This is a genomic window from Legionella impletisoli (genome assembly GCF_900639875.1).
Classification (GTDB): Bacteria; Pseudomonadota; Gammaproteobacteria; order Legionellales; family Legionellaceae; genus Legionella_A; species Legionella_A impletisoli.
Window position 1 is genome coordinate 35,115 of record NZ_CAAAIA010000005.1, and the last position, 23,510, is coordinate 58,624.

Sequence of the window (23,510 nt, forward strand, 5' to 3'; positions counted from 1 at the left end):
GAATGCTAACTCATGATTGATCTTAAAATTAACACGCAACCTGACGACGAAACCTGCGGACCAACCTGCTTACATGCTATATATCAATACCTTGGTCTAAAGATTACTCTAGAGCAAGTTATTGCGGATGTTGAACGCTCTTTATCGGGGGGTACTCTTGCTCCTTTGCTTGGAAAGCATGCGCTAGCCAAAGGATTTGATACAACCATCTACATTAATAATTTAGATGTATTTGACCCTACGTGGTTTAAAAATGACGAGGCACGAAGCGATATTCTTATCTCAAAACTTGATGCCCAAATGAAACATAAATGGGATAAAGGCATTATCCAATCCAGTATCGCCTATCAACAATTTTTGGAAATGGGCGGAAAGGTCCGCTTTACCACCATCAATGTGAATTTACTCAAAGAATATTTTTCACAAAACATTCCCATTTTAACAGGATTAAGCGCCACCTACTTATACCGAAGCCCAAGAGAAATTTATACTACCGATGGAGTAGCGCATTATGATGATGTACGTGGAACTCCTTGCGGTCATTTTGTGGTGCTTTGCGGCTATGATGAAAGCAAACGCCATATCATTGTGGCCGATCCACACCGTGAAAATCCCTTGTCTCATAATAATTATTACAAAGTAAGTAGCAATCGTTTAATTAATGCTATTATGCTCGGCGTTCTAACCTATGATGCCAATTTACTAATAATCCAACCCAAAGGTGATAATAACTATGCAAACCGTGTTGGTAACTGATGACCCCCAGAGTTGGGAATTCATGGGGCCTTCCACTCCTGTTGTTCATGCATTCGACTATTTATCCAATGAAGAATATTATCAAAATAAATCCATGCGGATTATTAATCTTTGCAAGTCTTACAATTATCAAACGATTGGTTATTACGTTTCGTTATTAGCGCATGCTCGTGATCATAAAACCATTCCCTCTGTATTAAATATCCAAGATGTTTTAAGCACGAGTCTTAGCAAACAGATCTCGCAAGAAATAGATGAGGAAATTCAGCATAGCCTACAAAATATTAAAGCAAAAGAATTCGTCTTTAGTCTTTATTTTGGGCAAAACATGGCAAAAAGACACGCGGCTTTAGCCAAAAAGCTGCATGGTCTTTTTCCTTTGCCCTTGATTCGATTTGAATTAGAAAAGAAAAAACATTGGTGCATTAAAAAAGTTACACCGTTATCCATGGCTGACGTGCCACTTAATCATTATGATTTTATGCGTGAATCCGCTGAAGCATATTTTGCTAAAAAGCGTTTTCATCAATGGCGAAGAAAACAACGGTATCATGATTTAGCGATTCTAGTTGACCCAACAGAAGAAAATGCCCCTTCCAATCAAAAAGCCATAGAAGCCTTTGTTGGCATCGGTGAGTCGATGGGGCTCAATATTGATATCATTGATAAAAATGACAGCAAATCTATCGCAGAGTATGACGCGCTCTTCATTCGAGCAACCACCGCCGTGGATCATTACACCTATCGTTTTGCCCGTCGCGCTGCTCAGGAAAACCTGGTGGTCATCGATGATCCCCAGTCCATCGTCAAATGCACCAACAAGGTATATTTAGCTGAGCTCATGCGCAGCCATCAAATCTTAACGCCAGAAACCTTATTTATCAGCAAGTATGATACGGTGTTGCCCAACATAAAATTTCCCTGTGTATTAAAAAAACCCGATAGTGCATTCTCACACGGAGTAATTAAAATCGAAGATGAAAAATCTTTACAAAAATCCCTAGCACAATTTTTAAAAACCTCCGATCTTATTTTAATTCAGCCTTTTATTCCAACAAAATTTGATTGGCGTATTGGAGTACTGGATAATCAGCCTTTGTATGCCTGTCGATATTATATGGCGAAAGATCATTGGCAGATTTATAATTGGAACTCCACAAAAGAAGACGTTGAAGGAGAGTTTGATACCGTTCCTTTGGACAAAGTCCCTGAAGGCGTTATCAAAACCGCCTTGAAAGCCACCAAGCTGATAGGTGATAGCTTGTACGGTGTCGATATTAAAAGCGTCAAAGACAAGCATTACGTTATTGAAGTCAATGATAACCCTAATATTGACTTTGGTGTGGAAGATCAAGTCATGGGTGAAGCTTTATACCAGAAAATTATGAGTGTATTTTTACAGCGTATTCGCAGGAAACATGGTTATGTCTAGTTATCCTATTTTTTCCGTCTTAGGCATCGAAATTGAATACATGCTTGTCGACCGAGATACTTTAGCCGTACAACCCAAAAGTGATGCCATTCTTCATATGCTTGCAGGGGAATTAGTCAATGAGGTCCCCCTAGGAGAAATTGCAGCCAGCAATGAATTGGTCATGCATGTACTTGAATTAAAAAATTATGGCCCCAAAGCCCCCAAGACCCCTATTGCCGAGCAGTTTCAACAAACGATTTTAGAGTTGCAGCCGCGCCTGCAAGAACTCAATTTGCAGTTTTTACCGACCGGAGCACATCCTTGGATGGATCCTCTATTAGAAACACATCGTTGGCCCCATGGGGATAAGAGCATCTATCAGCAATACGATGAAATTTTTAATTGCCAAGGTCATGGTTGGGCGAATTTACAAAGCATGCATGTGAACCTGCCCTTTTCAAACGATGAAGAATTTGCTCAATTACACAACGCAGTACGTCTGTTGTTGCCTTTGATCCCGGCTTTAGCGGCAAGCACACCTTTTCTAGATGGCAAACCTACCGGCTTACTTGATTCAAGACTTGATTTTTATGGTCGCAATCAACAGCGGATCCCCTCCATCAGCGGGCAAATCATTCCCGAATTCATTACCTCAAAAGCACAATATGAAAAAGAAATCTTAAATCCGATGTATGCCGATATTCGAGCGTTTGATCCCAATGGCATTTTACAATATGAATGGCTAAATTCCCGTGGCGCTATTGCAAAATTTGAAAGCATGGCCGTAGAAATTCGTATCATTGACTCACAAGAGTGCGTTTATGCTGATATTGCCATTGCTCATGCCATTCATGCCATTTTAAACCATTGGCATCAAAACTCAGCACTCTATTTAGAAAACATTTGTCCAAGCGAGCCTTTAAAGGCTGTTTATGATGCCAGCATGAAATATGGCTTAGCGGTGGAAGTTGATGATTCGAGGTTATTAGAGCAATGGCAATTGCCTCCTCGCCGCATGAGTTTACGAGAAGTCTGGACTTTACTCATTGAGCGCATCAGCAGTGAGCTCAATTCAAACAGTCAACTTGCATTAGAACATATTTTGAGCCATGGTAATCTTAGTGAGCGAATTTTACGCGCCTGTCAAAATAACTATAATCGCGACACATTAAAACAGGTCTATCGCCAACTGGGCAATTGCCTAATTGAGAATAAGTTGTTTAAAGCGTAAAGCGATTTTAAGCAGGCAGAATTAAAATGAAATCCACCGTTTTGGTATTAAGCTCTGAGCATGGAGGCAATGAGGTTCCAGAACCTTATCAACACCTTTTTGCCGATCATGAAGATATTTTAGAAACCCATCTTGCGTGGGATATTGGCGCATTAGGGATTGCCAATCATCTCCATTCCGTATTGGATTGCGATTATTTCAAAACAACAATTACACGCTTATTGATTGATTGTAATCGCAGTTTAAAGCACCCCAAATGTTTTTCAAAGTTCACAAAATCATTGCCCAAAACCCAAAAAAACCAGATTATTGAGGCCTATTATCATCCTTATCGCGATCGAGTCAGCGGAGCCATACAACATCATATAGACAAAGGAAATCAAGTTTTACATTTATCCATTCATACTTTTACCCCTGAGTTAGCTGGGGTTACCCGCAAAGCAGCCATTGCTCTACTCTATGATTCAAAACGACATGGCGAAAAAGAAGTGTGCCGTATTTGGCAAAACTTAATGTTTAATCACTCACCTCCTTATCGCATACGACTCAACTACCCCTATACCGGCTCAAGCGATGGGTTTACTGCAGCGCTTCGTAAAAAACATTTAGAAAATGATTACTTAGGCATTGAAGTGGAATGCAATCAGGCGTTGGTGAATGATGATGATTCCTTGAAAGCTCTTTATTCTACCTTAAGTGATAGCATCACCCAGTTAATGAAAATCATATGACCGCAAAAAATTGTTCAAAACAAGAACAAAACAGGCTGGTTCCAGTATATAATTAATTAAGCCCCCTGCGTAATTTAATGGAGCCAAGATGTGTAAGTTATCGCAACTGGAAGGCATCGGCGTCAAATTCATCGCGTTACTGCATGAAGCTGGAATTGAAGATCAAGATCAATTGTTAGAAGCGTGCAGTCAACCCAATGAACGGCAACAATTGGCTAAAGCCACTGGGATAAACTCGAAACTTATTTTAAAATGGACTCAACAGGCTGATTTATCAAGAATTAATGGAATAGGTGAAGAGTATGCCGAACTGTTAATTCATTGTGGCGTGGGCTCTGTACAACAACTATCATTATGTAACCCTGAAAAGCTCATGGCACTCATGCAAGAATACAATGAGCAGACCAAACTGGTTCGGGCGCTACCTGGGAAGACTAGCATTGAAGACTGGATAGAACAAGCAAAAACAATCCCTGTTAAGCTAGAACCTTAGCGGCCTTTTTTCTGACAATCAACACACAGTCCGTAAATATTAAGGGAATGATCCGTCATTTTAAATTGCGCGCGTTCTGCTATCATGGCTTGTCGCTTTTCAATAATTTCATCGAGAAACTCCTCAACTCGCCCACATTTAACACAAACCAAGTGATCATGATGCTCACCCTGGCTTAATTCATAGACCGAATACCCACCCTCAAAATTATGTCGATGAACAAGGCCTGCACTTTCAAACTGACTTAACACACGATACACTGTAGCCAGGCCAACGTCTTCTCCCATGTCCAATAACGCTTTATAAATCTCTTCCGCACTCACATGGTGATCACGAAACTGCTCAAGGATTTGCAATACTTTTAACCGAGGCATTGTAATTTTTAACCCAACCTCTTTGAGCTGTTGACTTTCTTCCACCGTAACTCCCGATATGAACTGAGTAAATCACAAGGCAAGGATTGATTGGAAAGACTCAGATGAATTTATCAATATTGCGTGGTATTATGGCCGGATTTTACCAAACAGGCAAAAAAAATGCGAATAAGAAACATTCTCATCTTTCTCATAACTTTTCTTTTACTCTCAGGTTGTGCGTCTTACGATTTTCAAAAACGTGCTGTACAACAAGGAAATTTGTTACCCGACTCGAAAATTGAGCGTTTAAAAATTGGCATGAGTAAGCAAGACGTTGCCATCTTAATGGGAACCAGTCTATTGAGCCCCGTATTTAATACCAATCGCTGGGATTATGCCTACACTTGGCGAAAAGGAAACGTAGCAAACGAAGTGCGAAATATCAGTTTATACTTTAAAAACGATAGGCTGGTTCGTATTGAATACAACCCAAGGTAAATCCGACATTTCGCACCACAGTATTTTTTAGATAAAAAGACACCCGTGCGGGATGTCGGGTAAATTAAATCAATTTTTGAATTAGCATGGCGAGGCCGAGAACAATACTCGTTAAACCGATCACAATTTTTAAATGAACGACCCGACTAATTTTTACCACGTAGGTGGCTGGTAAAACAGCCAAACCGCCACCAATCAACATCGAGACAGCCAAAGTCCAATTGATGTGAACTCTGGAAAATAAAAAAAACGTAGCAAAACCAACCAAACTAACCACCCCTTCGGCTAAAGCCGTAATGCTGACCGATTGCTTGTTTAAAATACCGGATAATATTTGACCACTGGTTAGGATTGGCCCATAACCACCTCCAGACATGCCTTTATTAAAACCAGCTACTAGGCTTACAAAACCAAGTTTTCGCCATGAAAACAAAATGGGCGAACGCCTAAGGATAACGATAACACCAAGTAGAACAATTAATACCCCGATGTATAACTCCAGGAGTTTAACGGGCATAAAGACAGCCACCCCAACACCGACGACAATGCCTATAAGCCCTAATAAAATCGTGGTGCTAACGATTTTTAAAATCAAAGGCTCAGTAAAAGAAACATTTTCAAACCAATGATGAAAAAAAGCGGCGGATAAACCAAATAGGCAGGACAAAAGCAACACAGGAGGAATAATGTCTAAAGGTTGATACTCTAAAAGAATGAGAACGGGGGTTATCATGCCAAACCCCATGCCAGCATAAATATCTAAAAATTCCAATAAAAAACTAATGATGATGATATCAAAGGCAAGAAATTCCAGCATCGAAGTTCCGTAGCGTTTTTTTTCTTTGGAGGAGTAATTAGTATAGACCTACTTCTTAATGTGTCTAGAGAAATTATTTGAAGCGTTGAACTTCTTATAGTTACCAATTAAATTGACGGATGCGTGTCATCATGGCTTAGAGATCCCATGGCTTCGATTCTTTGAATCTGTGTTGCATCAAGAGCTGACAAAATAGGATTCATCTCATTTTTCCGCTCAGATTGATAATCAGCGCACAATATATCCTCTAAGTCATCAAAATGAGTTCTCACGCATTGCGATAGCGCATCAATGGCGTTTTCTTCCCCTAAGTAATCTAGTAAAAATAGGGCTTGATATACTCGTTTTGGATCATCATGGGATAACGTTAAGCTAGGCTCAGGAGCATAATATTTCCCAACCAAAAAAGCAGTCAAACCAACGGCCATTGCGATCGCTGCAAGAGGAAGAAAAACACAAGAGGCTAAAGCAAGACCCGCTCCAAATCCTGCCATAGCACTCACCGCAACGGTATAAGAGAAATAAATGACTGGTAACAACACACTAAGCAAAGCAGAGCCAACGGCGGGTAATGAAAGACTTATCATAAGACAAAGTGATGTAACCAGGATATCCGAAACAACTAAACAAAATGCGCATAAAATCCAGTAGGGAATAAAACCCATTGCAATCAACAATGCGCCTACTAAGCTGTTTAATCCTAGGTTTAAAGGCTTTTTATAAAGTTGCGTCAACGATTGCATCTCTTGATAATTAACCTGACGTTGGCGCTTATGGGTTAAAACAATCGCTCGAAGTGATTTAGAAATTGGATAGAGCTGATTGCGATATCCCCTTAATTCAGAGGGTTCAAACGAATCAAGATGTTCAGTCAAAAGCATTAAGAGATTTCGCCGACAATCCAAAATATACGTTGAAAAATACGAAGCATTTTCTTCAGGAATCAATGACAGCGCTTCTATGTAGGTTTTTAAAGATCGCTTAATGTCATTTTGTTGCGCCGCTTTTTTAGCCGAAGCCATGAGTACTTTTATGGCATTTTCTCGTGAACCAACATCGGTAGGCCGCACGTTTTGTGCGGTAAAAAGACCCCAATTCAATGTCATGGCCATAAACTACATTCCCAACAAAAAAATTGAGCGGATTCTATCATGCCGGATGATAATGGTCAATTTGTTTTCAATAAGATTGACTATTGTTCGAAATAATTCGAAAAAGTAAGCAATCTATTCTATATTTTTAATAAAGGACTATTCATTTTATAAGGAAATTATCATGGACCTGCTCTTTTTAATTATCTTAATTCTTATTTTAATTGCAGTTTTACCCGCATGGCCATATAGCCGAGGCTGGGGCTATTATCCGACGGGTGGTATAGGATTATTACTTCTGATTTTAATTATTGTGATGCTTGTTTGATCAAAAGACCAAGAAATTTGAACAATTTTAGATCATCCACTATACTTTATACTGTAGAGCATGAACACCACTTTTGATGAATGTGGTTTGTTCGCTCTCAGCAAAAGCCACCAATGCGTGGCTTTTGTCATTTTGGCAACTGGATGTTAATGGAGCGGGTCTTGCCGGTAGAACTGCGTGAGTTGGTGGTACACATCTGGATACTGTTTAGCAAGAACTTTTGGGTTTTCAAAAAAATACTCTGACAACACCGCAAAAAACTCACCGGGCGAAGTCGCAGCGTATGAGTCGATTGGTCCAGGACTCGTTAGCAAACCCTCACAAAAATCATGATATGCATGGGTGAATGCGTCTGCCCATTGTTTAATGGACATGTTTTTATGAAGCGGTGGCAGGCCATTGGCTTGCCCATTGAGCATATCCAGTTTGTGAGCCAACTCATGAATAACGACATTTCTTGTTTCAAAACGGTGATCAAATTGTGCATCTTGCCAAGATAGGACAACCGGTCCACGCTCCCATGACTCGCCACTTAAACTGGTTTTACTCTCGTGAACAACCCCACATTCATCGACTTCCATTTGTTCTTTAGCAAACGCACCGGGATAAATAACGATAGACACCCATCCTTCATACCACTCTAAACCGAGTTTTAAAATCAAAAGGCAGGCTTGCAATGCGATGATGAGCTTCATAGGTGTTGTCACCTCAATGCCAACCCCTTCAAGGGACTTATAATGAAGAAATAATATAGCAAGATGTTTTAGTTGTTTTTGTTCATCCTGGTTTAATCGTTTTAACAAAGGCAAACGTTGAAATGCTGCTTGCCACTGATAGTCGGTGACGTTGGAGCGATGAATAATTCGTTCATGATGCCATTGTTTAATCCATTTAAAAATCACAAACGTTATAATTCCTCTTCTGGAGCTAAAAGAGAAACGGAGTCTCCTGAGCTAACATTTTGCAACTTGAGCACTTCCTCTCTAGGAATATATATTTTAATTTTAGTGCCATCAAAGGTTTCTAGATACATAATAAGGGGATTAATTAGCACCGTCTGGGTGCTTGGTGGCGTGATTTGAGCATAAGCCATGTTAGCTATCCATAATAAAACGGCCATAACCGTCACTTGAACTCTCATAGATCGTCTCCTTGATCTGTTCTATCTAATATTAGCCCGTATTCTCTGAGCTGTCATTTTAAGAACTTCCACTTGCATAGGTAAACGCATCTAATAGCATTAAAGAAAACAGAATGTCTACGTTCCTCGCTTTATTTAAGATTGATCCTACCTCCTTCTGATCCTGCTCGAATACAATTTCCCTATACGGCATGATTTTTCCGAATTATTAAAATATTTGAAATATAGTAGTTAAACTAATCGTAAAAATTGATTATTTATTGAAATAGAAAAATTAACCACATTTATTAACCATTTCTTTGTTGAATTTTCGTTGGTTGAAAGGGTATGGCAGAGGAGTAAAGAAAACCCTCATTTAAATTACTTGGGAAAAGGGAAAAGCTCAAAAACCATCCATCAGGGAAATCATTCGGCTTATTGTTTTCACTTAGACGAGAACTTCTTCAAAGGTTTCGAAAATAATAATTATGTGTCAATTTGATGGTAAAATAAAATTACTGTATGGATCACTAGCAGGTTATTGCATAGAAAGCTATGACTCTATAAAATCCGCTTATCAGATAAGCGGGATGGAACAAACGCTTTTCATCAGAACACACATATGGAATAAGAGTACAGATGAAAAAAAACACTAGAAAATGGTTTTATCTAGGAGCTATAGCAGGGTTCTCCACAGCATTCATTAGCTTTATCATGTTAATGACTCACCATCACCAAACAAATGAAGGGATTAATTATCATGGATTGCCAGTTAATATCCAATCCCAATAATACCCAAAAACTTTTATCATTTGCACTTGGCATTATTATGGGCTTGGGTCTCTGGGTTTTATTATTTTTTATCCTATTGATTCTAAACTAATAAATGAAATTCTTTAGTATTTTTGGAATATAAGTTCACTCGCAGACTAAATGGAAAAAAACAAGGAGTATCTGTGAAAAAATTGTTGTAACTGGAATTTTATTATCTTCATTCGCACAGTGTTATGCTGGAATAAATGCTACTACCGCTCATAGTAGAGCCAATTGTATGAATAATGAATCTATTACTTGGTATTTATGATGGTTGGTGGGATTATTAAAGATTAATAGGATTTTTAACATGAAAAAAAGTAATTTAGCGTTGTTATTTTTAATGAGCACTAGTGCATGCTTTGCACAAGATAAAACATATACAAGTAGAGAAGATTTGAATGAGCAAATAAATCAATACTTAAACTCTCAAAATTTACCTTTACCGAATTCTGGAATTCAGATTATTCCTGTAGCAGAGCTAAGCGGTTCAATCGAAGATGAAGATAAAGAAATTAAAATGCTTAAAGAGCAAAAGAAAAATGGATTTATTAAAGTAGATAATCCTAGAGCTAAAGAGCTAATGGAATTTCGCCACACTGCATCACATCAAATTCAGAAAAACTCTGATAACTACTTAGCTCAAGGTACTCATTTAAGAAAATCAATCCATGAGCTTAATATGGGATATACATTTTTAGGCGTTCCTGAGTCTCTTATGACACATAACCTAGGTGTTGCACCTTATGGTGCTTATCATGAAAATGGATGGGATGGTGCTATACAGTTTTTTGAAAACAAAGAAATTGGCACGTGTGCATTTGCTGAACATAGCATTAAGCTCAGCAGGGGAGGGGTCCGTTTGGCTAAGGAAGCTGTGACATTTGAAATTAATGATAAGCCAACTTTGATACATGTTAAGGGTAACTATGCATCTGGTTACGTATATAACATCCAATGGTATGATAATGATTTTGCTCGCTCAATAGAATGCGCCCATAAAAATTATCAGCCTTCAATTACAAACAATGTGATTGGCTTGGCTAGAAATATAGATAGTAATTCTTAGTTTGAGTGTTCTTTCGTAAAAAAACCTAAAGTCAAACTTTTTTAGAAAAAGAAAATTTACCACAAGGATGTGGGTAAACGCTGTTTTCATTCCAACAAAGTTATTTGCTATTTCAGATCAATAACTTTAATGATCTTACCTCGATTAGCCGTGCATCTTGTTTAAGAGATATAATCTCATCAGCAAGGAGTAAAAATGGTAAGAAATGTCTATACAAAAGAGTTCAAAATTAAAGCTATTGAATTGTTAGAGCAAAGCGATAAGACTTTAAGACAAGTGGCAAGAGAGCTAGGTGTAGCAGAAAATAATCTCTATAATTGGCATAAAAATTACAGAATCAACCAAGAAAATGCTTTTCCGAATCACCCAAAGCTCAATGAAAAAGACTTGGAATTGAGACGATTAAAAGCGCGCATTGCTGAACTTGAAGAAGAGCGAGAAATCTTAAAAAAGGCAGCAGCGTTTTTCGCCAGGGAAGGCCGGCGAAATACGCGTTAATTAAAGAGCAGAAATAAGGACACCCGTTTGCGAAAAATTATACCATATTTGAACTGCAATGACCAACTGTGATTGGTGTCTGTGATTGGTGTCTAATAAAATTACAATGCGCCATAAATGCCTCTTAGGCCATAGTATAAAATAAAATATTGAGTTTTATATATAGATTTACACCAGAATCATAGGATTATAAATCCCCTGTTGTGCTATTTTTGCTAACTTTGCTTTACATTGTTGAAATTATGGATCCATCTAATCGCATTAAATAAAACAAAATGTCTACCTTCCTCGCTTTATGCGAGGAATCCAGCTCCAAACTTCATTCAAGCTTGACGGTTTGCCTACATAAAGCAGGACAAGTAGGCAAAACATGCATGTAATGTTCAAAACATTAGATGCGTTTTCCCTGCTTTCCTTTGGCAGTGGTTTTGAAATTATGGATCAATGTTGTTATTATTCGCCGCTTTGACTGAAAAAAGCTCAAACTTCAATTCACTTTCTGGCTGATTGAGTAAAATAAAACCTAGAGAGGTACCATGAGACCATCCATTCGTTTGGAAGACACCGTTGATATAACCTATGGCCGCTTGGTTGCTCGTAATCTTCCTATTCGTCATGTATTACAATTAAGTGGTTCGATGAAGCTTGAAACCGCTCAATCTCTTATCCGTGCTTTACCAAACGCCAGCGTTGTATTACTGGACCCAAGTACTACAGTGGATTTGGCTGTTGCTATTGCGAGTGCCATGCCACTTCAAGGTTTACTCATGCTAGAACCAGGAGTATCTGTCGAGGTCGCAAGAGGTATTGCAAAAACATTGCCTACAGATCGAGCCGTTGGAATCGATTCCCAAACTCCATTCTCTATTGCAGAAGCAATTGTATCCTCTTTATCCAAGGGTACTGTGCTTCTAGACCCTGATTTGTCAGAAGAAAACCTCATAACCTTGGTGGAAAAGTTAAATCCCAATGCCGAGCTCTATCTCTCTGCAAAAACTCCATGTGAGAAGGCTGATTTAATGATAAAGCATTTACCTCAGGGATGCTCGCTTTTACTATCCGAACATATTAATCTTGAAACAGCCATACGAGTTGCAAGCCTGATAAAAACAGGTAGAGGTATTCGAATTTCAGAAGAATTTTCTTGGGGTTTTTCAAAAATCCTGTCCATTGCAAAATCATTACCGGAGGGATGTTGGTTGGCGCTCCCTAACACGCTGCTGCCAAAGCAAATCACAGCACTTCGCGAAGAGCCTTCTATTCAATGCTTGATTAACACGTCAGAAACGGCTGAGAGCCCCTCAGTCTATGCTGCGCGTTTAACTCAGTTTGGCTTGCTCAGTAAGTCAGGAAGTAGTGTCCAGCTTGCTTCAAACTCTAATTTATGCCACCCCACTCTGTAAAACCAGCAGACAACCCATGAATTAGGCGGCAATCGAGTTCTCAAACGATATGGATTAATCGACAGCCACAAAAAACAGCCCGTCAATATTATATCATTACATCATCCGGTAGACGGCTCAATAGCTCTCTTACCAAATATAAAGGTAATCCCATGACTGAATAAAAACAGCCGTCAATTCGATAAATAAATTGACCAATATAGCTTTGAATTCCATAGGCTCCGGCTTTATCTTTGTAATCTTCCAGCGCAAGGTATCGATGAATTTCAGCATCAGACATACGAGCAAAGTAGACGGTCGTGATGTTGATCTCGAGCTCTTGATGCTCAAAATATTTAATCCCAACACTAGTCATTACCTCATGACTTCGGCCTGAATAGTGTTTCAGCATGGAGAATGCATCCTCGTAATTTCGAGGCTTGCCTAAAATAACACCATCACAAACCACCTCCGTGTCTGCGCATAATATGGGCATTGGTGGCAGATTATCCGTTACCATTTTATCCCAAGCAGCGCTTAATTTTTCATTTGTTATTCTCATGGAATAGTGTTTCGGAGGTTCATTAGGCAAAACTACTTCAGGGGTATCTATGGATAATACTTCAAACTCCACGCCCATTTGTTTCAACAATTCGCGGCGTCTAGGACTTTTAGAAGCAAGATAAATTTTCATAAGGATCGGATGGTTTATTAGTTTTTCATTTAAATTTAACATAGGGGTTAAAGAAGCATATCATAGTTGATACATTTTGAGTTTTGTTCATTTAACGGTATTATTTCATTTAAAATAAAACGCTTAAACGATTGGATCATCATGAAGACTATTAAAAAGGATTTTATCGGGTTATCGCTTCTTTTAATCTGCACACACGCTATGGCCTATGAACCCTGGCCTACCAAATCGTACACTCAAGTCATTACGGTTAGCGGAGGAGTAGCTTGGGCAACTCCAGGTAAAGACCGTACCATTTATGCTCAAAATTCCGTCATTACCTATGATGTGAACCCCAAAACCCAAACGATGCCAGCAGGCGAGCTTTTTCTTGGGCTGCAATGGCCTTTCAATGATTGCATTAACAATCAACTCGGCATTGCCTTTGGGGGAGCAGGAAACGTAACGCTTGATGGCACAATTAATGCATTTGGCGTACCTACGGGATCACGCTATGAATATCAAGTGGGGCATGGTTTTGTTTCCGCTCGCGGTAAAATGATTCTTAATCCTAAACTCTTTTTTATTCAACCTTATCTTACTGGCTCCGTAGGAGCAGGATTTAATCATACCTTCGGCTTTCGAACGTATCCACTGGTTGATCCAACCGTAGCGACCCAGTGGTTTCGCAATTATACCGATTCGTTTGTCCTGACATATACCGTTGGCGCCGGACTTGAGAAGCAAATCGATAATAACTGGAGCATTGGGGTCAGCTATGAATTCGCAAATTGGGGGGAAAACGGCCTAGGGAGAGCATTTACTTCCCCCTGGACTTATGAAGGACCACAATTTACCAATTTATATGCGCATAACTTGTTATTCAGTTTGAGTTATTTTTGTTGAAATAAAAACACCGTAAACCAAAATTTAAGCGGTATATTCATCTAACACTGGCTTAGAAATAGATGGTCTATAATAAACCATACAATACCAGTGAAATGAACTACTGCTATGCGAAAGCCCAATGATGAGATACCTACCGAAAATATTTTTTTACTCCTTGAACGCTATCTGACTACTCCTGGTGAGTCCTTGAAAGAACACCTTAATAATTTATCTCATGATCTCGCAAATCAGGCTTACCAGGAAGCAGAAAGGCTCTATCCAGATAAAAATAAAATTGGCGCGGATGAGTATATGCCCATTTTGCGCGAAATGATTCAAAAGCAAGCACAGGAAGCGTATGAGTATTCCACACGACTCATCCAAAATGAGCAGGTAACAGACGAGGATCCGGAATACCTCTTTAAAGTCACTGAAAAACAAAAAGAGGTCGTTAAAACCCTCTATGAAGAATTAATGCGTGAAAAGCGCAGACGACCGGATGGTTTGATTTTTGCCTATCACGGCTATATTGAGCGCAGAAAGCCCTTAAATCCATCCCTTTCTCGTTCTCAATTCGATTATTGCGATGAGCAGGATGCGGTTATATATGACCGCAATGCAGCCTTATATCAAAAAGCAAGGCACTTGCATGAGCGGGGCCATCCAGAAGCTGCGGATGTTTTGTTTTCAGTAAGTCATGATATTAAAGCGGTATGTAATGAACATAAAAGCTTCTTCAAAAATAAACCAGATGTGATAACTCAGATCGCGACGATTTTAGATACGGCTAAGAATGAAGACGCAATAAAACAGCACCGCGGGGCTAAAAAAATGATTGTAAATTTTCTCTTGGCCATGAGTGTGGTGGGACTAATTTACCTCTCTGCCACCACCAAGACACGAGGCACGTTTTGGTATCGTCCAGCAACCGATAGTGAAAGCAAAGTCGAAGAATTTGCTGAAAAACTTAATGAAAAGAATCAAGCCAAACACTAACTTCTTTTAAAGTAAATGGGTGAGATCCTCATATTATTCAATAATCACTGCTTTCATCGCGCTTTTTATTGGATTCGCCGCATTAGAACTTTATTTTCAGTTAAGCTATATTAATAATGAGCGGCTTACATTTTCCATAATTGATAAGGATAACATTATGAAATTAAAGTTTATGATAAGTTCTGTTGCTTTGGGATTACTGTTAGGAACTTCTCTAGTGAATGCTGACGATGTAGCACCACAAGATAATCAATCACAGATCACACTAAAGACGGAAAGTGGACAAGAGCTCAAATGCGTAGTCGCACCTGAGCATAAAGAAATTGTTAAAAATCTTAAGAAGGGGGAAAAACTGACATTACTCAGCTGGGGAAGTTTTTAATGACTAGAAATTAAACTCTGTAGTATCGCTTTCCATTAACGGAATATTAAGAGTATTTGCGGGATCTTTTTTTGCATTTGCTGAACCCGTTTTTCCCCAAAATGTAAAACAACAATATGTAGAAATTTTCGATGGTTTTCTGATTTGTGGTGCTAAATCACCAGACATATCTTCAGATACTTGCCCACTTTCCATCGCCTCCATTTCTATAGAGTTTGTATCTTTTAAAATTTTATTTCGAGCATGCTGTTGAAATTTATAATGTTCAAACGTCATTGAGGAGGCTAGTTTTAAAGCGAGTGGGATCGCTAAATACAAAAAACCTCCTAAGTCGACTTTCTTTGCATCCTTTAAATCGCCAGATACACCCAAAATCATTAAAATAAAGAAAGCCACACCTAAAGTCATATAAGAGGCATCGGTAAGATAGCCCATTAAGTGTTTATTACAATCTCCTAAATAGGAGTCTGTAGATAAAAATATTCCTAAATTCCCTAATCCTAAAGTAGCGCCAGCAATAGAAGCATAATAACCATGTTCATATGCACGCTTAGATTGATCCGGTGTTGATGATACCGCTTTAATGGTGAAATATAACATATTTGCGGCTTTAAGATCAGGAGTGATTAGTTTTGCGTGCTGAATAAGATAACTAACCTTACTTGATGGATTTTCTTCAACAAGTAATATTTCATGACGGCGCATTTTTTTTACAATAAATGCTGCCCATTTATCTTCTTTTCCCGCCGATACCGCTCCAATTACTGAACCAAACAGCCCGAATACTGTCATACCAATTCGATTAGCCAAAAGGTTATTGATTAACGGTTTCAACATAAAATTATATAGTTGTAATCCAGTAACAAACCCTGTTTGTGCGCCATTTATATTAGGAGCAATTCTTGTAACTTTGTTTGGCGTAGGATTTTCATCGGCCTCTAATTGCTTTAAGTATTTGCCTGTCTGGTAAGAAGCAACGCTACCATAAATGCAAAATCCTAATTCAGCTAAGAGCATTAAAGTCATGGAAGCGGAATTTTCAAAAGTCTCAGCATCTACTTCATAAAAAACACTGATAGCATCACTCATCACATAAAACATCGACAACTGATAAAACCCAGCGGCAGTCATCCTAACCGCATTGTGCTCTACCGATTTTTTAAATACGCTCGCAACCGCGGAACCTACTTTGGATGCAGCAGAGCTGATTTTTGAATAAGAATTAGTTATAAAGTTAGGTAGGGTAAAAGCCATCGAGGACTCCTTGTTTCCTGTTTAAATTCCAAACTTTCTTTTTACAACGCTCAAAGAACCACATTATACCCCAAAGAGAACAATAAATCACCATCTTGCTATTATTTTCTTAAAGAAGCGAATTATTAAGTCACAAAAAATCGCTTCTGACCATGATACGTATTAAAAATTCAACAACGTAATGAAAACCTGCCTAACCTGATATATAGTTTAAAGATAAGACATTTATTTTAAAAATTGGCTAAATTTAGGGCTAGCCGAGTAAGCACTAGGAAATGGACTACCGATGAAAGGCATGATTTTTACACAGTTTTTAACGTATGTTGAACAAACATTCTCCTATGAAATGGTAGACCGAATTATTTGTCAATCGCATTTAAAATCGAAAGGAGCGTATACTTCAATTGGAACCTATGATCCAGAAGAGTTGATGAAGTTAGTGCACGCGTTAAGCCTTGCGACTGGTACAACTGAAGAACAAATTATCAAAATGTACGGGGAATATTTATTTGGATATTTTATTGAAAAATACCCGACCTTTATTAAGAAAACAAACACCTTTGAATTTTTGTGCCAGGTAGAATCACATATCCATCACGCAGTTAAGAAATATTACCCTGACTCTGAACTGCCATCGATTCAATGTACACTAAAATCCCCTGACGTGCTTATTTTAAATTACTCCTCCTCTAGGCCATTAGCTGATTTAGCTGAAGGGTTAATTCGAGGCTGCATTCGCTTTCATAATCAACCTATCGAGATTACCCGCGAAGATTTATCCTCTGAAAAAACAAAAGCTCGCTTCATTTTAACTGAAAGGAAGCAGATATGACGGATGAAGATCTTTTACGCCGCCGGCTAGAACGAGAATTACTTGCTAGAAAGGAAGCGGAAGCCATTAGTGAAGAAAAAATATCAGAGCTGTATCAATTAAATCGCCAGTTAGAAAAAACCCTTGAAAAGCAAAAAAAAATAAGTGCACAACTACAAAAACGCACCCGTCAATTAGAACGTAAAAGCATTAAGCTCGCAGAGGAACACAAAGGACGAAACATTTTGCAAAATATTTTGGAAAGCTCCATTGAGTACTCCATTATATCCGTTGATCTAAAAGGTAAAATATTACTATGGAATGAAGGTGCGCGTTTGAATTATGGCTACACTGCGTCTGAAATTCTTAATAAAAATATCCGTAAGCTCCACCTCCCTAAAGACGTTCAAAGAGGAAATGTGAAATCATTTTTTGATACGGCCTATAAGGAAGGAAAAGCTGAGCGAATTTTTGAACGAGTTCGTAAAGATGGCTCCATTTTTACTGCATCTGTTACGATGACGATACGATCCAATAAGGATGGAGCACCCGTTGGTTATGTGATTATTTCCAAAGACATTACCAAAGCTAAAGAAATAGAAGAGCGACTTAAAAAATCAAATGAGGAACTTGAACAATTTGCATACATTGTCTCACATGATTTAAAAGCACCTTTACGAGCCATCATGCAACTAAGCTCATGGATTGAAGAAGATAACCAAGATAACCTGGATAATGATTCAAAAAAAAATCTTCAACTCCTTCACGAACGAGCGGATCGAATGTCTAAGTTAATTGACGGCATCTTACAATATTCACGCGCGGGCCGCATGAATTTAGAAATCAGTGAAGTAGATGTCAAACTCTTATTGGAAGAAATCATTGAAACCATTGATCCCAACAAACAATTCGTGCTTCAACTACCGCAATCTCTGCCAGTATTTAACACAGCACTTATTCCACTGAGCCAAGTGTTTTCAAACTTAATCAGCAATGCATTAAAACATCATCATCGTAAAAAAGGTCATTTGGTCGTAGGTGCCCATGAGGCAGGTGATTATTATGAGTTTTTTGTCAAAGATGATGGCCCAGGGATCAAAAATCAAGACTTAGAAAAAATTTTTAAGCTATTTCAGACGTTAACCCCTCAAAACGGTACGGAATCCACAGGAATTGGGCTTAGTATTGTAAAAAAAATCGTTGAATCTCAAAACGGGGTTGTTAAAGTAAAATCAGAATTAGGAAAAGGGTCTTGTTTTAGTTTTACTTGGCCAAAAACCCCACATCCTATGAGTGAATCGAGCAAATAAGTTATAAAAATTGATATATAATGAATAACATACGCTTAGCCCAATCTATGGAGAGAAAACATGGCTACCGAAGCTTTCAATGTGGATATTTTTTATGTTGAAGATGATGATGTAGATATTCAAGCGGTTAGACGTAAATTTCATCAAATAAATAACCATTTAAAAATTGATGCAGCCACAGATGGAAAAACCGCTTTAGATAAGTTGCATGGGCGAGGAGGGAGGGAAAAAATTATTCCGAAGGTTATTTTATTAGACCTCAATATGCCCAAAATGAATGGCATCGAATTTCTTAAAGCGTTGCGCCAAGACTTTAGGGATGCCAAGGTTTTTGTGCTAACAGGCGCCTTCAACACAGAAGAAAAATTAGCACTTCGCCCATTAAAGGTATCTGGATGCATTATAAAACCCCTTGAGCATGCGGATGCACTCAATATTTTATGGTGTGTCAATTCTGATCCCCAATCCGCCACACTGCTCTTTTAATTTAATGTAAGTCACAAGCGCCTCCTTAAGCCCATCTCATTTGCTATAATTAATGCTAGAAGAGGTAAAATGGATGGGTGTACCATGTCAAAATCTATGCGAAAACAAGATTTTGCTCAGGAAAAAAACTCATCTACCATTCCTGAGCCGAGATCCAATTGGTACCTTGCTGCGATGGAGCATCTGGTAAAAGTCGTACAAGATTTGTCCCAGGCTCAAGATATGGAAACGATAACCCACATAGTACGCCATGCCGCACGTGAGTTAACTGACGCCGATGGGGCCACCTTTATCTTAAAAGATGGCGACCATTGTTACTACGTTGAAGAAAATGCCATTAGCCCTTTATGGAAAGGAAAACGCTTTCCCTTAAATGCATGCATTAGCGGATGGGTTATGTTGAATGGAAAAAAAGCCGTCATTCGCGATATCTATGAAGACCCCCGAATACCCCAAGATGCTTATCGACCAACCTTTGTGAAAAGCCTTGTTATGGTGCCTGTAAGGCGTGATAACCCTTTAGCAGCCATTGGTAATTATTGGGCTAAAAAACGCACCCCGACCAATGAAGAAATTACTATTTTACAAGCGCTTGCGGATACGACTTCGGTAGCCATTGAAAACGTAAAACTCTTTGATGATTTAAAAACCCAGATCGCTATTGTACAAGACCGTGAAGCAAGGATCCGAAGTCAACACAAAACACTCGAAATCTTTACCCGAGCTCTTGCTCATGATCTTAAAGAACCGGTACGAACCATCAATGCCTTTGCAGATGTTATTCGCCAAGAGCAACCGCTATCAGGCAACATGGCGGATTATTTCAAGTTTATTTTTGAAGCCAGCGAGCGAATGATCGTTTTAATTGAGAACGTGTTTTACTATCTCCAATTAGAAAAGAAAAAACGGATATTGAAAAAAGAGTGCGATATGAATCAACTCTTTCAGGATGCAAGCATAGCGCTTGAGCCACAAATTAACGCATGCCATGCCACGGTGACCTCTGAGAATCTTCCTTATGTAAAAGCAAATCCTGAGTTACTCGAACGATTATTAAAAAACTTATTGGATAATGCCATCCACCATAATGTAGATGCTCCAAAAATTCATTTGTCTGCAAAAAAGAACAAAGAATCCTGGATGTTTTGTATAAAAGACAATGGCATTGGCATAGAAACCAAAAATATCGATAAGATCTTTCTTCCTTTTAAGCGCGTGAATGCAACGTTTCAAGGCACTGGTTTAGGCTTAGCCATGTGTAAACGAATTGTAGAACTTCATGGGGGTAAAATTTGGTGTGAGTCCGACTTAGGTAAGGGTACAATGTTTTGTTTTACTTTGCCCAATAAATCGCTCAAAAAAAAGTCCCCAAAAAAGAAAACTATTCCCGTAGAGCAATTTATACCAGACCAGCAGCCACGTTTAGCCAATGTGTTAATCGTAGACGACCTCGTTTCGGATATGGAGCTGATTCGGATTATGATGAATCGTGCACGCATACAATGTAATCTCTTTCAAGCCAAAAGCGTCAAAGAAGCGCTTGGTTTGCTACGAAGAAAAAAAAGAGAAAACGATCGGGTGGATTTAGTCTTACTGGACATCAACATGCCCGATATGGATGGATTTGAAGCGTTAGAACTCATTCGCAGCGATAAAAATTTGAAAAAAACAGCAATTGTTATGTGTACGGGATCCACCTATCAAGACGATATTGAAAAAGCTTCCCAACTGGGTGCATCAGGTTATCTGGTAAAACCACTCCAGCGAGAAAGCCTTGAAGAAGCCATTGAACATATTCCTCATCTTAAGCTTTGTGAAACACCTGATGGATTTCTCATTCAACGCTCCTTTTGATGCCATGAATGGATGACGAGCGAAGATTATATAGCTAGTCTTCAGGAAAAATTATTTGGCTAACTTACCATCGCGTTACACGGGCTAAAGGCCTTAAATGATCAGGGAAGCATTACCTTAACGACTGGAATCTTCAACCGTGATTTTGTAGCAAACGGGGACAGCAGCTGCCATGGTGAATAGTGCAGTCGAAGGCTTTGTGCAAGCCGCAGCTTTAGAGATGCCTCGCGGAATAAGAATGAATGCCGTATCGCCAGCATTATTAGAAGAGTCTGCCAAAGCTTACTCTGAACGATGCCCAGGATTTGAGCCAGTCTCGTCAAAAAAAGTAGCGAGAGCCTATCGTAAAAGCATCTACGGGATTCAAACAGGACAAATCTTCTTTGTTGACTGAGATTTAGCCTATTTCACTCCCATTAAAGCAAAGCGCATGTTCAACAATCTCATGGCGTTTTTGTTCCACGTGATTTTGTTTTCGCTTTGAAAAAAATCCACCAGCTAAATAGGCAGATGAGGCGGTGGTAGAACCTGAGCTAACGCCTAAAAGAAAGGCCGAAGATAAGCCAACCGTTGATAAAATGGCTGCGCCAATGGCTGGTATAACGAGACCTGTAATGGCAATGGCTAACACGGCTAGGCTCATGAGTAAAAGAGCACAAGCTATCGTTTTTAACAAAGGGCTTGTCATAACCTGCATGAAAAAACTTAGACTTAAAGGTTCGATTAAAAAATGCTTATTGAGTTGTTGCTCTATCGTTTTTTTAAATGGTTGACTGTTATCATTTGTTAATGTGGGAAGCGTTGATAATGCATAAATATAGGCACTATAGGATACCGAGTAAATAAACATAAAATTTGAACAAGCCGTAATTAATGCTTGTTTATTTTTTTCAGATAGATCAAACGATTGCTTGTACACTTGCAACGCCTTTTTCCGATAAGTAGCTTCTTTTAAATCTTCAGCGAGTCTTAAAAAAGACACGGCTATTTCATTAACTTTTTTATCTGGACGAAATTGAACTGAGGCCAATTCATGATGGCTCATCAAGGAAGCACTATATTGGCTTGCAAACTCTGTTAATTTAAGAAAAGAAAAGGCCGCCACAAACGTTGCTGCATCCGAGTTTTCAAAACTATGTGCTGAGGATAGTTCTTTCGTGGCCAAAATGGCTGCTTGAATTGCAAACTCTTCAGGCTTTGCGTTTTGTTTTGCACACTTATAAGATAACTGCGTTAAAAGTTGAATAACAGTAGGGCTAATCATGAATATTTTCCTTTTGTCGACTGATGATGATTCCTGCTTGAATATTAAATGCTGAGAAGTTTATCGATGGTAGGAAAAGAAGAGGCCGGAAGTTCATTCGTTTCCAGCCTCTAGGGGTTGCGAGGTCAGTAGCTATGTTAAGCCACGTTCCTTTTCTTTGGACATTCCGTTCCATCGGATTGTTCTATTCATCTTTTTGGGATGATTTGAATCAGGTTTGTACTGATTCAAGGTCCATTGTAACGATTGCCCCCAAATTGTCAACACTTAATTTCGAATTGAAACCAATGATTTCAAATTCATTCATAAATTGCATTATTAATATCATTTTGATACCATCTGTTAATTATTTTCCTAAATTGGACTCACCTGAGCATGGAAAAAAACGACTTGTCTAAACAGTTTGCAAACCGCCTGCATGATGCATTAATCTCTGCGGGATTTCATTCTAAGCGCTCAACCTCTGGGGTTGATATTCACAGTCTGGCAGAAATCACTGGCTATTCCTCTCAAATTTGTCGTAAATACCTTCGCGGCGAAGCCATTCCTGAGCCTTCCAAACTGATTGAAATAGCTAAGTATTTAAACACTTCACCCGGTTGGTTGTTATTTGGTGATCCTAAGAAGGATGACGCCTCATCTGAGCAATTAACCGTTCGTAAAGCCTTATTGCATTATATTTTCACAAAAGCCAATGCGCTTTATCTCACTTCGGATTCACCCAATGAAGTAGCTCATTTTTTGATGGACTTAATTCTTGATGTCAGCCAAATTGAAGCCAGTGAAGAACAAACAAAAAAAATCATTGATATAGCGCTTGCTTCTGCCAAGCACTTTCAGGGTAGTTGAATCACAAACGCTCATATCAACCGCCCAAGAGTTCGACCCTAATTCAGTTTATTTTATAACCCTCTTGATCTGTTGCGCCCCTTTACTGTCACGACGCTCTAGGGGATCTCATTCATTTCAGCCAAGCTTACCCTATCTTGGTTTGA

At 38.9% G+C, this 23,510-nt stretch carries 27 protein-coding genes; 19 read left to right on the forward strand and 8 right to left on the reverse strand.

Annotated features, from left to right (window positions below):
- Positions 1-12 precede the first annotated feature (12 nt).
- From E1O41_RS06355 to E1O41_RS06375, 5 genes are all read left to right on the forward strand, one after another.
- Positions 13-756: a C39 family peptidase gene (locus tag E1O41_RS06355; RefSeq protein ID WP_131776487.1), complete on the forward strand. Its 744-nt coding sequence runs from the start codon at positions 13-15 to the stop codon at positions 754-756.
- Positions 734-2,188: a RimK family protein gene (locus E1O41_RS06360; protein ID WP_131776488.1), complete on the forward strand. Its 1,455-nt coding sequence runs from the start codon at positions 734-736 to the stop codon at positions 2,186-2,188. The genes E1O41_RS06355 and E1O41_RS06360 overlap by 23 nt, the downstream gene beginning before the upstream one ends.
- A complete protein-coding gene (locus E1O41_RS06365) occupies positions 2,181-3,401 on the forward strand; it encodes a carboxylate-amine ligase (protein ID WP_131776489.1) in 1,221 nt (406 codons plus the stop codon). The genes E1O41_RS06360 and E1O41_RS06365 overlap by 8 nt, the downstream gene beginning before the upstream one ends.
- A 26-nt stretch (positions 3,402-3,427) precedes the next feature.
- A complete protein-coding gene (locus E1O41_RS06370; protein WP_131776490.1) occupies positions 3,428-4,132 on the forward strand; it encodes an N-formylglutamate amidohydrolase in 705 nt (234 codons plus the stop codon).
- 88 nt (positions 4,133-4,220) lie between these two features.
- On the forward strand, positions 4,221-4,625 hold the full coding sequence (locus tag E1O41_RS06375) for a DUF4332 domain-containing protein (RefSeq protein ID WP_131776491.1): 405 nt from the start codon (positions 4,221-4,223) through the stop codon (positions 4,623-4,625).
- Here the strand turns inward: E1O41_RS06375 and fur are convergent.
- Positions 4,622-5,044, reverse strand: coding sequence for a ferric iron uptake transcriptional regulator (fur, locus tag E1O41_RS06380; protein WP_131776492.1), 423 nt, complete (start codon positions 5,042-5,044; stop codon positions 4,622-4,624). The genes E1O41_RS06375 and fur overlap by 4 nt on opposite strands.
- A gap of 117 nt (positions 5,045-5,161) precedes the next feature.
- Between fur and E1O41_RS06385 the strand changes: the two genes are divergently transcribed.
- On the forward strand, positions 5,162-5,479 hold the full coding sequence (locus E1O41_RS06385; protein WP_131776493.1) for an outer membrane protein assembly factor BamE: 318 nt from the start codon (positions 5,162-5,164) through the stop codon (positions 5,477-5,479).
- 64 nt (positions 5,480-5,543) lie between these two features.
- On the opposite strand, the gene E1O41_RS06390 is transcribed toward E1O41_RS06385, so the two are convergent.
- Both E1O41_RS06390 and E1O41_RS06395 read right to left on the reverse strand, forming a co-directional pair.
- Positions 5,544-6,296, reverse strand: coding sequence for a sulfite exporter TauE/SafE family protein (locus E1O41_RS06390; protein ID WP_131776494.1), 753 nt, complete (start codon positions 6,294-6,296; stop codon positions 5,544-5,546).
- 107 nt (positions 6,297-6,403) lie between these two features.
- Complete coding sequence (locus E1O41_RS06395; protein ID WP_131776495.1) at positions 6,404-7,408, reverse strand: hypothetical protein; 1,005 nt, start codon at positions 7,406-7,408, stop codon at positions 6,404-6,406.
- Positions 7,409-7,571: 163 nt separating this feature from the next.
- On the opposite strand from E1O41_RS06395, the gene E1O41_RS06400 reads away from it, so the two are divergent.
- Positions 7,572-7,715: a DUF3309 family protein gene (locus tag E1O41_RS06400; protein WP_131776496.1), complete on the forward strand. Its 144-nt coding sequence runs from the start codon at positions 7,572-7,574 to the stop codon at positions 7,713-7,715.
- A 146-nt stretch (positions 7,716-7,861) separates the two neighbouring features.
- On the opposite strand, the gene E1O41_RS06405 is transcribed toward E1O41_RS06400, so the two are convergent.
- Together E1O41_RS06405 and E1O41_RS06410 are read right to left on the reverse strand one after the other, a co-directional pair.
- On the reverse strand, positions 7,862-8,617 hold the full coding sequence (locus tag E1O41_RS06405) for a M90 family metallopeptidase (protein ID WP_229669336.1): 756 nt from the start codon (positions 8,615-8,617) through the stop codon (positions 7,862-7,864).
- Between the two features lie 5 nt (positions 8,618-8,622).
- Positions 8,623-8,856 carry a hypothetical protein gene (locus E1O41_RS06410; RefSeq protein WP_131776497.1) on the reverse strand — a complete coding sequence of 78 codons (234 nt, stop codon included), beginning with the start codon at positions 8,854-8,856 and terminating at the stop codon, positions 8,623-8,625.
- 1,102 nt (positions 8,857-9,958) lie between these two features.
- On the opposite strand from E1O41_RS06410, the gene E1O41_RS06415 reads away from it, so the two are divergent.
- From E1O41_RS06415 to E1O41_RS06425, 3 genes are all read left to right on the forward strand, one after another.
- On the forward strand, positions 9,959-10,717 hold the full coding sequence (locus tag E1O41_RS06415; protein ID WP_131776498.1) for a hypothetical protein: 759 nt from the start codon (positions 9,959-9,961) through the stop codon (positions 10,715-10,717).
- A gap of 195 nt (positions 10,718-10,912) precedes the next feature.
- The gene (locus E1O41_RS06420; RefSeq protein WP_131776499.1) at positions 10,913-11,215 is read left to right on the forward strand and encodes a transposase; all 303 of its coding nucleotides are present in this window, start codon (positions 10,913-10,915) and stop codon (positions 11,213-11,215) included.
- Between the two features lie 536 nt (positions 11,216-11,751).
- Positions 11,752-12,618 carry a hypothetical protein gene (locus E1O41_RS06425; RefSeq protein WP_131776500.1) on the forward strand — a complete coding sequence of 289 codons (867 nt, stop codon included), beginning with the start codon at positions 11,752-11,754 and terminating at the stop codon, positions 12,616-12,618.
- An 88-nt stretch (positions 12,619-12,706) separates the two neighbouring features.
- On the opposite strand, the gene E1O41_RS06430 is transcribed toward E1O41_RS06425, so the two are convergent.
- Positions 12,707-13,291: a Maf family protein gene (locus tag E1O41_RS06430; protein ID WP_165481139.1), complete on the reverse strand. Its 585-nt coding sequence runs from the start codon at positions 13,289-13,291 to the stop codon at positions 12,707-12,709.
- 141 nt (positions 13,292-13,432) lie between these two features.
- Between E1O41_RS06430 and E1O41_RS06435 the strand changes: the two genes are divergently transcribed.
- From E1O41_RS06435 to E1O41_RS06445, 3 genes are all read left to right on the forward strand, one after another.
- Positions 13,433-14,176 (forward strand): outer membrane protein, encoded by a 744-nt coding sequence (locus tag E1O41_RS06435; protein WP_131776502.1) that lies wholly within the window; start codon positions 13,433-13,435, stop codon positions 14,174-14,176.
- Between the two features lie 108 nt (positions 14,177-14,284).
- Entirely contained in the window at positions 14,285-15,154 is an 870-nt protein-coding gene (locus E1O41_RS06440; RefSeq protein WP_131776503.1) for a LacI family DNA-binding transcriptional regulator, read from the forward strand.
- 157 nt (positions 15,155-15,311) lie between these two features.
- Positions 15,312-15,536, forward strand: a complete 225-nt coding sequence (locus E1O41_RS06445) for a hypothetical protein (RefSeq protein ID WP_131776504.1) — start codon at positions 15,312-15,314, stop codon at positions 15,534-15,536.
- 3 nt (positions 15,537-15,539) lie between these two features.
- Here the strand turns inward: E1O41_RS06445 and E1O41_RS06450 are convergent, their stop codons facing one another.
- Entirely contained in the window at positions 15,540-16,790 is a 1,251-nt protein-coding gene (locus E1O41_RS06450; protein WP_131776505.1) for a hypothetical protein, read from the reverse strand.
- Between the two features lie 286 nt (positions 16,791-17,076).
- Here E1O41_RS06450 and E1O41_RS06455 point away from each other — a divergent pair, with 286 nt between their 5' ends.
- From E1O41_RS06455 to E1O41_RS06475, 5 genes are all read left to right on the forward strand, one after another.
- The gene (locus tag E1O41_RS06455; RefSeq protein WP_131776506.1) at positions 17,077-17,622 is read left to right on the forward strand and encodes a heme NO-binding domain-containing protein; all 546 of its coding nucleotides are present in this window, start codon (positions 17,077-17,079) and stop codon (positions 17,620-17,622) included.
- On the forward strand, positions 17,619-18,911 hold the full coding sequence (locus E1O41_RS06460) for a sensor histidine kinase (protein WP_131776507.1): 1,293 nt from the start codon (positions 17,619-17,621) through the stop codon (positions 18,909-18,911). The genes E1O41_RS06455 and E1O41_RS06460 overlap by 4 nt, the downstream gene beginning before the upstream one ends.
- Positions 18,912-18,971: 60 nt before the next feature.
- Positions 18,972-19,397: a response regulator gene (locus E1O41_RS06465; RefSeq protein ID WP_131776508.1), complete on the forward strand. Its 426-nt coding sequence runs from the start codon at positions 18,972-18,974 to the stop codon at positions 19,395-19,397.
- An 84-nt stretch (positions 19,398-19,481) separates the two neighbouring features.
- Positions 19,482-21,251: an ATP-binding protein gene (locus tag E1O41_RS06470; RefSeq protein ID WP_229669337.1), complete on the forward strand. Its 1,770-nt coding sequence runs from the start codon at positions 19,482-19,484 to the stop codon at positions 21,249-21,251.
- A gap of 172 nt (positions 21,252-21,423) precedes the next feature.
- Entirely contained in the window at positions 21,424-21,645 is a 222-nt protein-coding gene (locus E1O41_RS06475) for a Rossmann-fold NAD(P)-binding domain-containing protein (protein WP_131776510.1), read from the forward strand.
- Positions 21,646-21,648: 3 nt separating this feature from the next.
- On the opposite strand, the gene E1O41_RS06480 is transcribed toward E1O41_RS06475, so the two are convergent.
- Positions 21,649-22,515 (reverse strand): hypothetical protein, encoded by an 867-nt coding sequence (locus E1O41_RS06480; RefSeq protein ID WP_131776511.1) that lies wholly within the window; start codon positions 22,513-22,515, stop codon positions 21,649-21,651.
- Between the two features lie 375 nt (positions 22,516-22,890).
- Between E1O41_RS06480 and E1O41_RS06485 the strand changes: the two genes are divergently transcribed.
- A complete protein-coding gene (locus E1O41_RS06485; protein ID WP_131776512.1) occupies positions 22,891-23,364 on the forward strand; it encodes a helix-turn-helix domain-containing protein in 474 nt (157 codons plus the stop codon).
- Positions 23,365-23,510 lie beyond the last annotated feature (146 nt).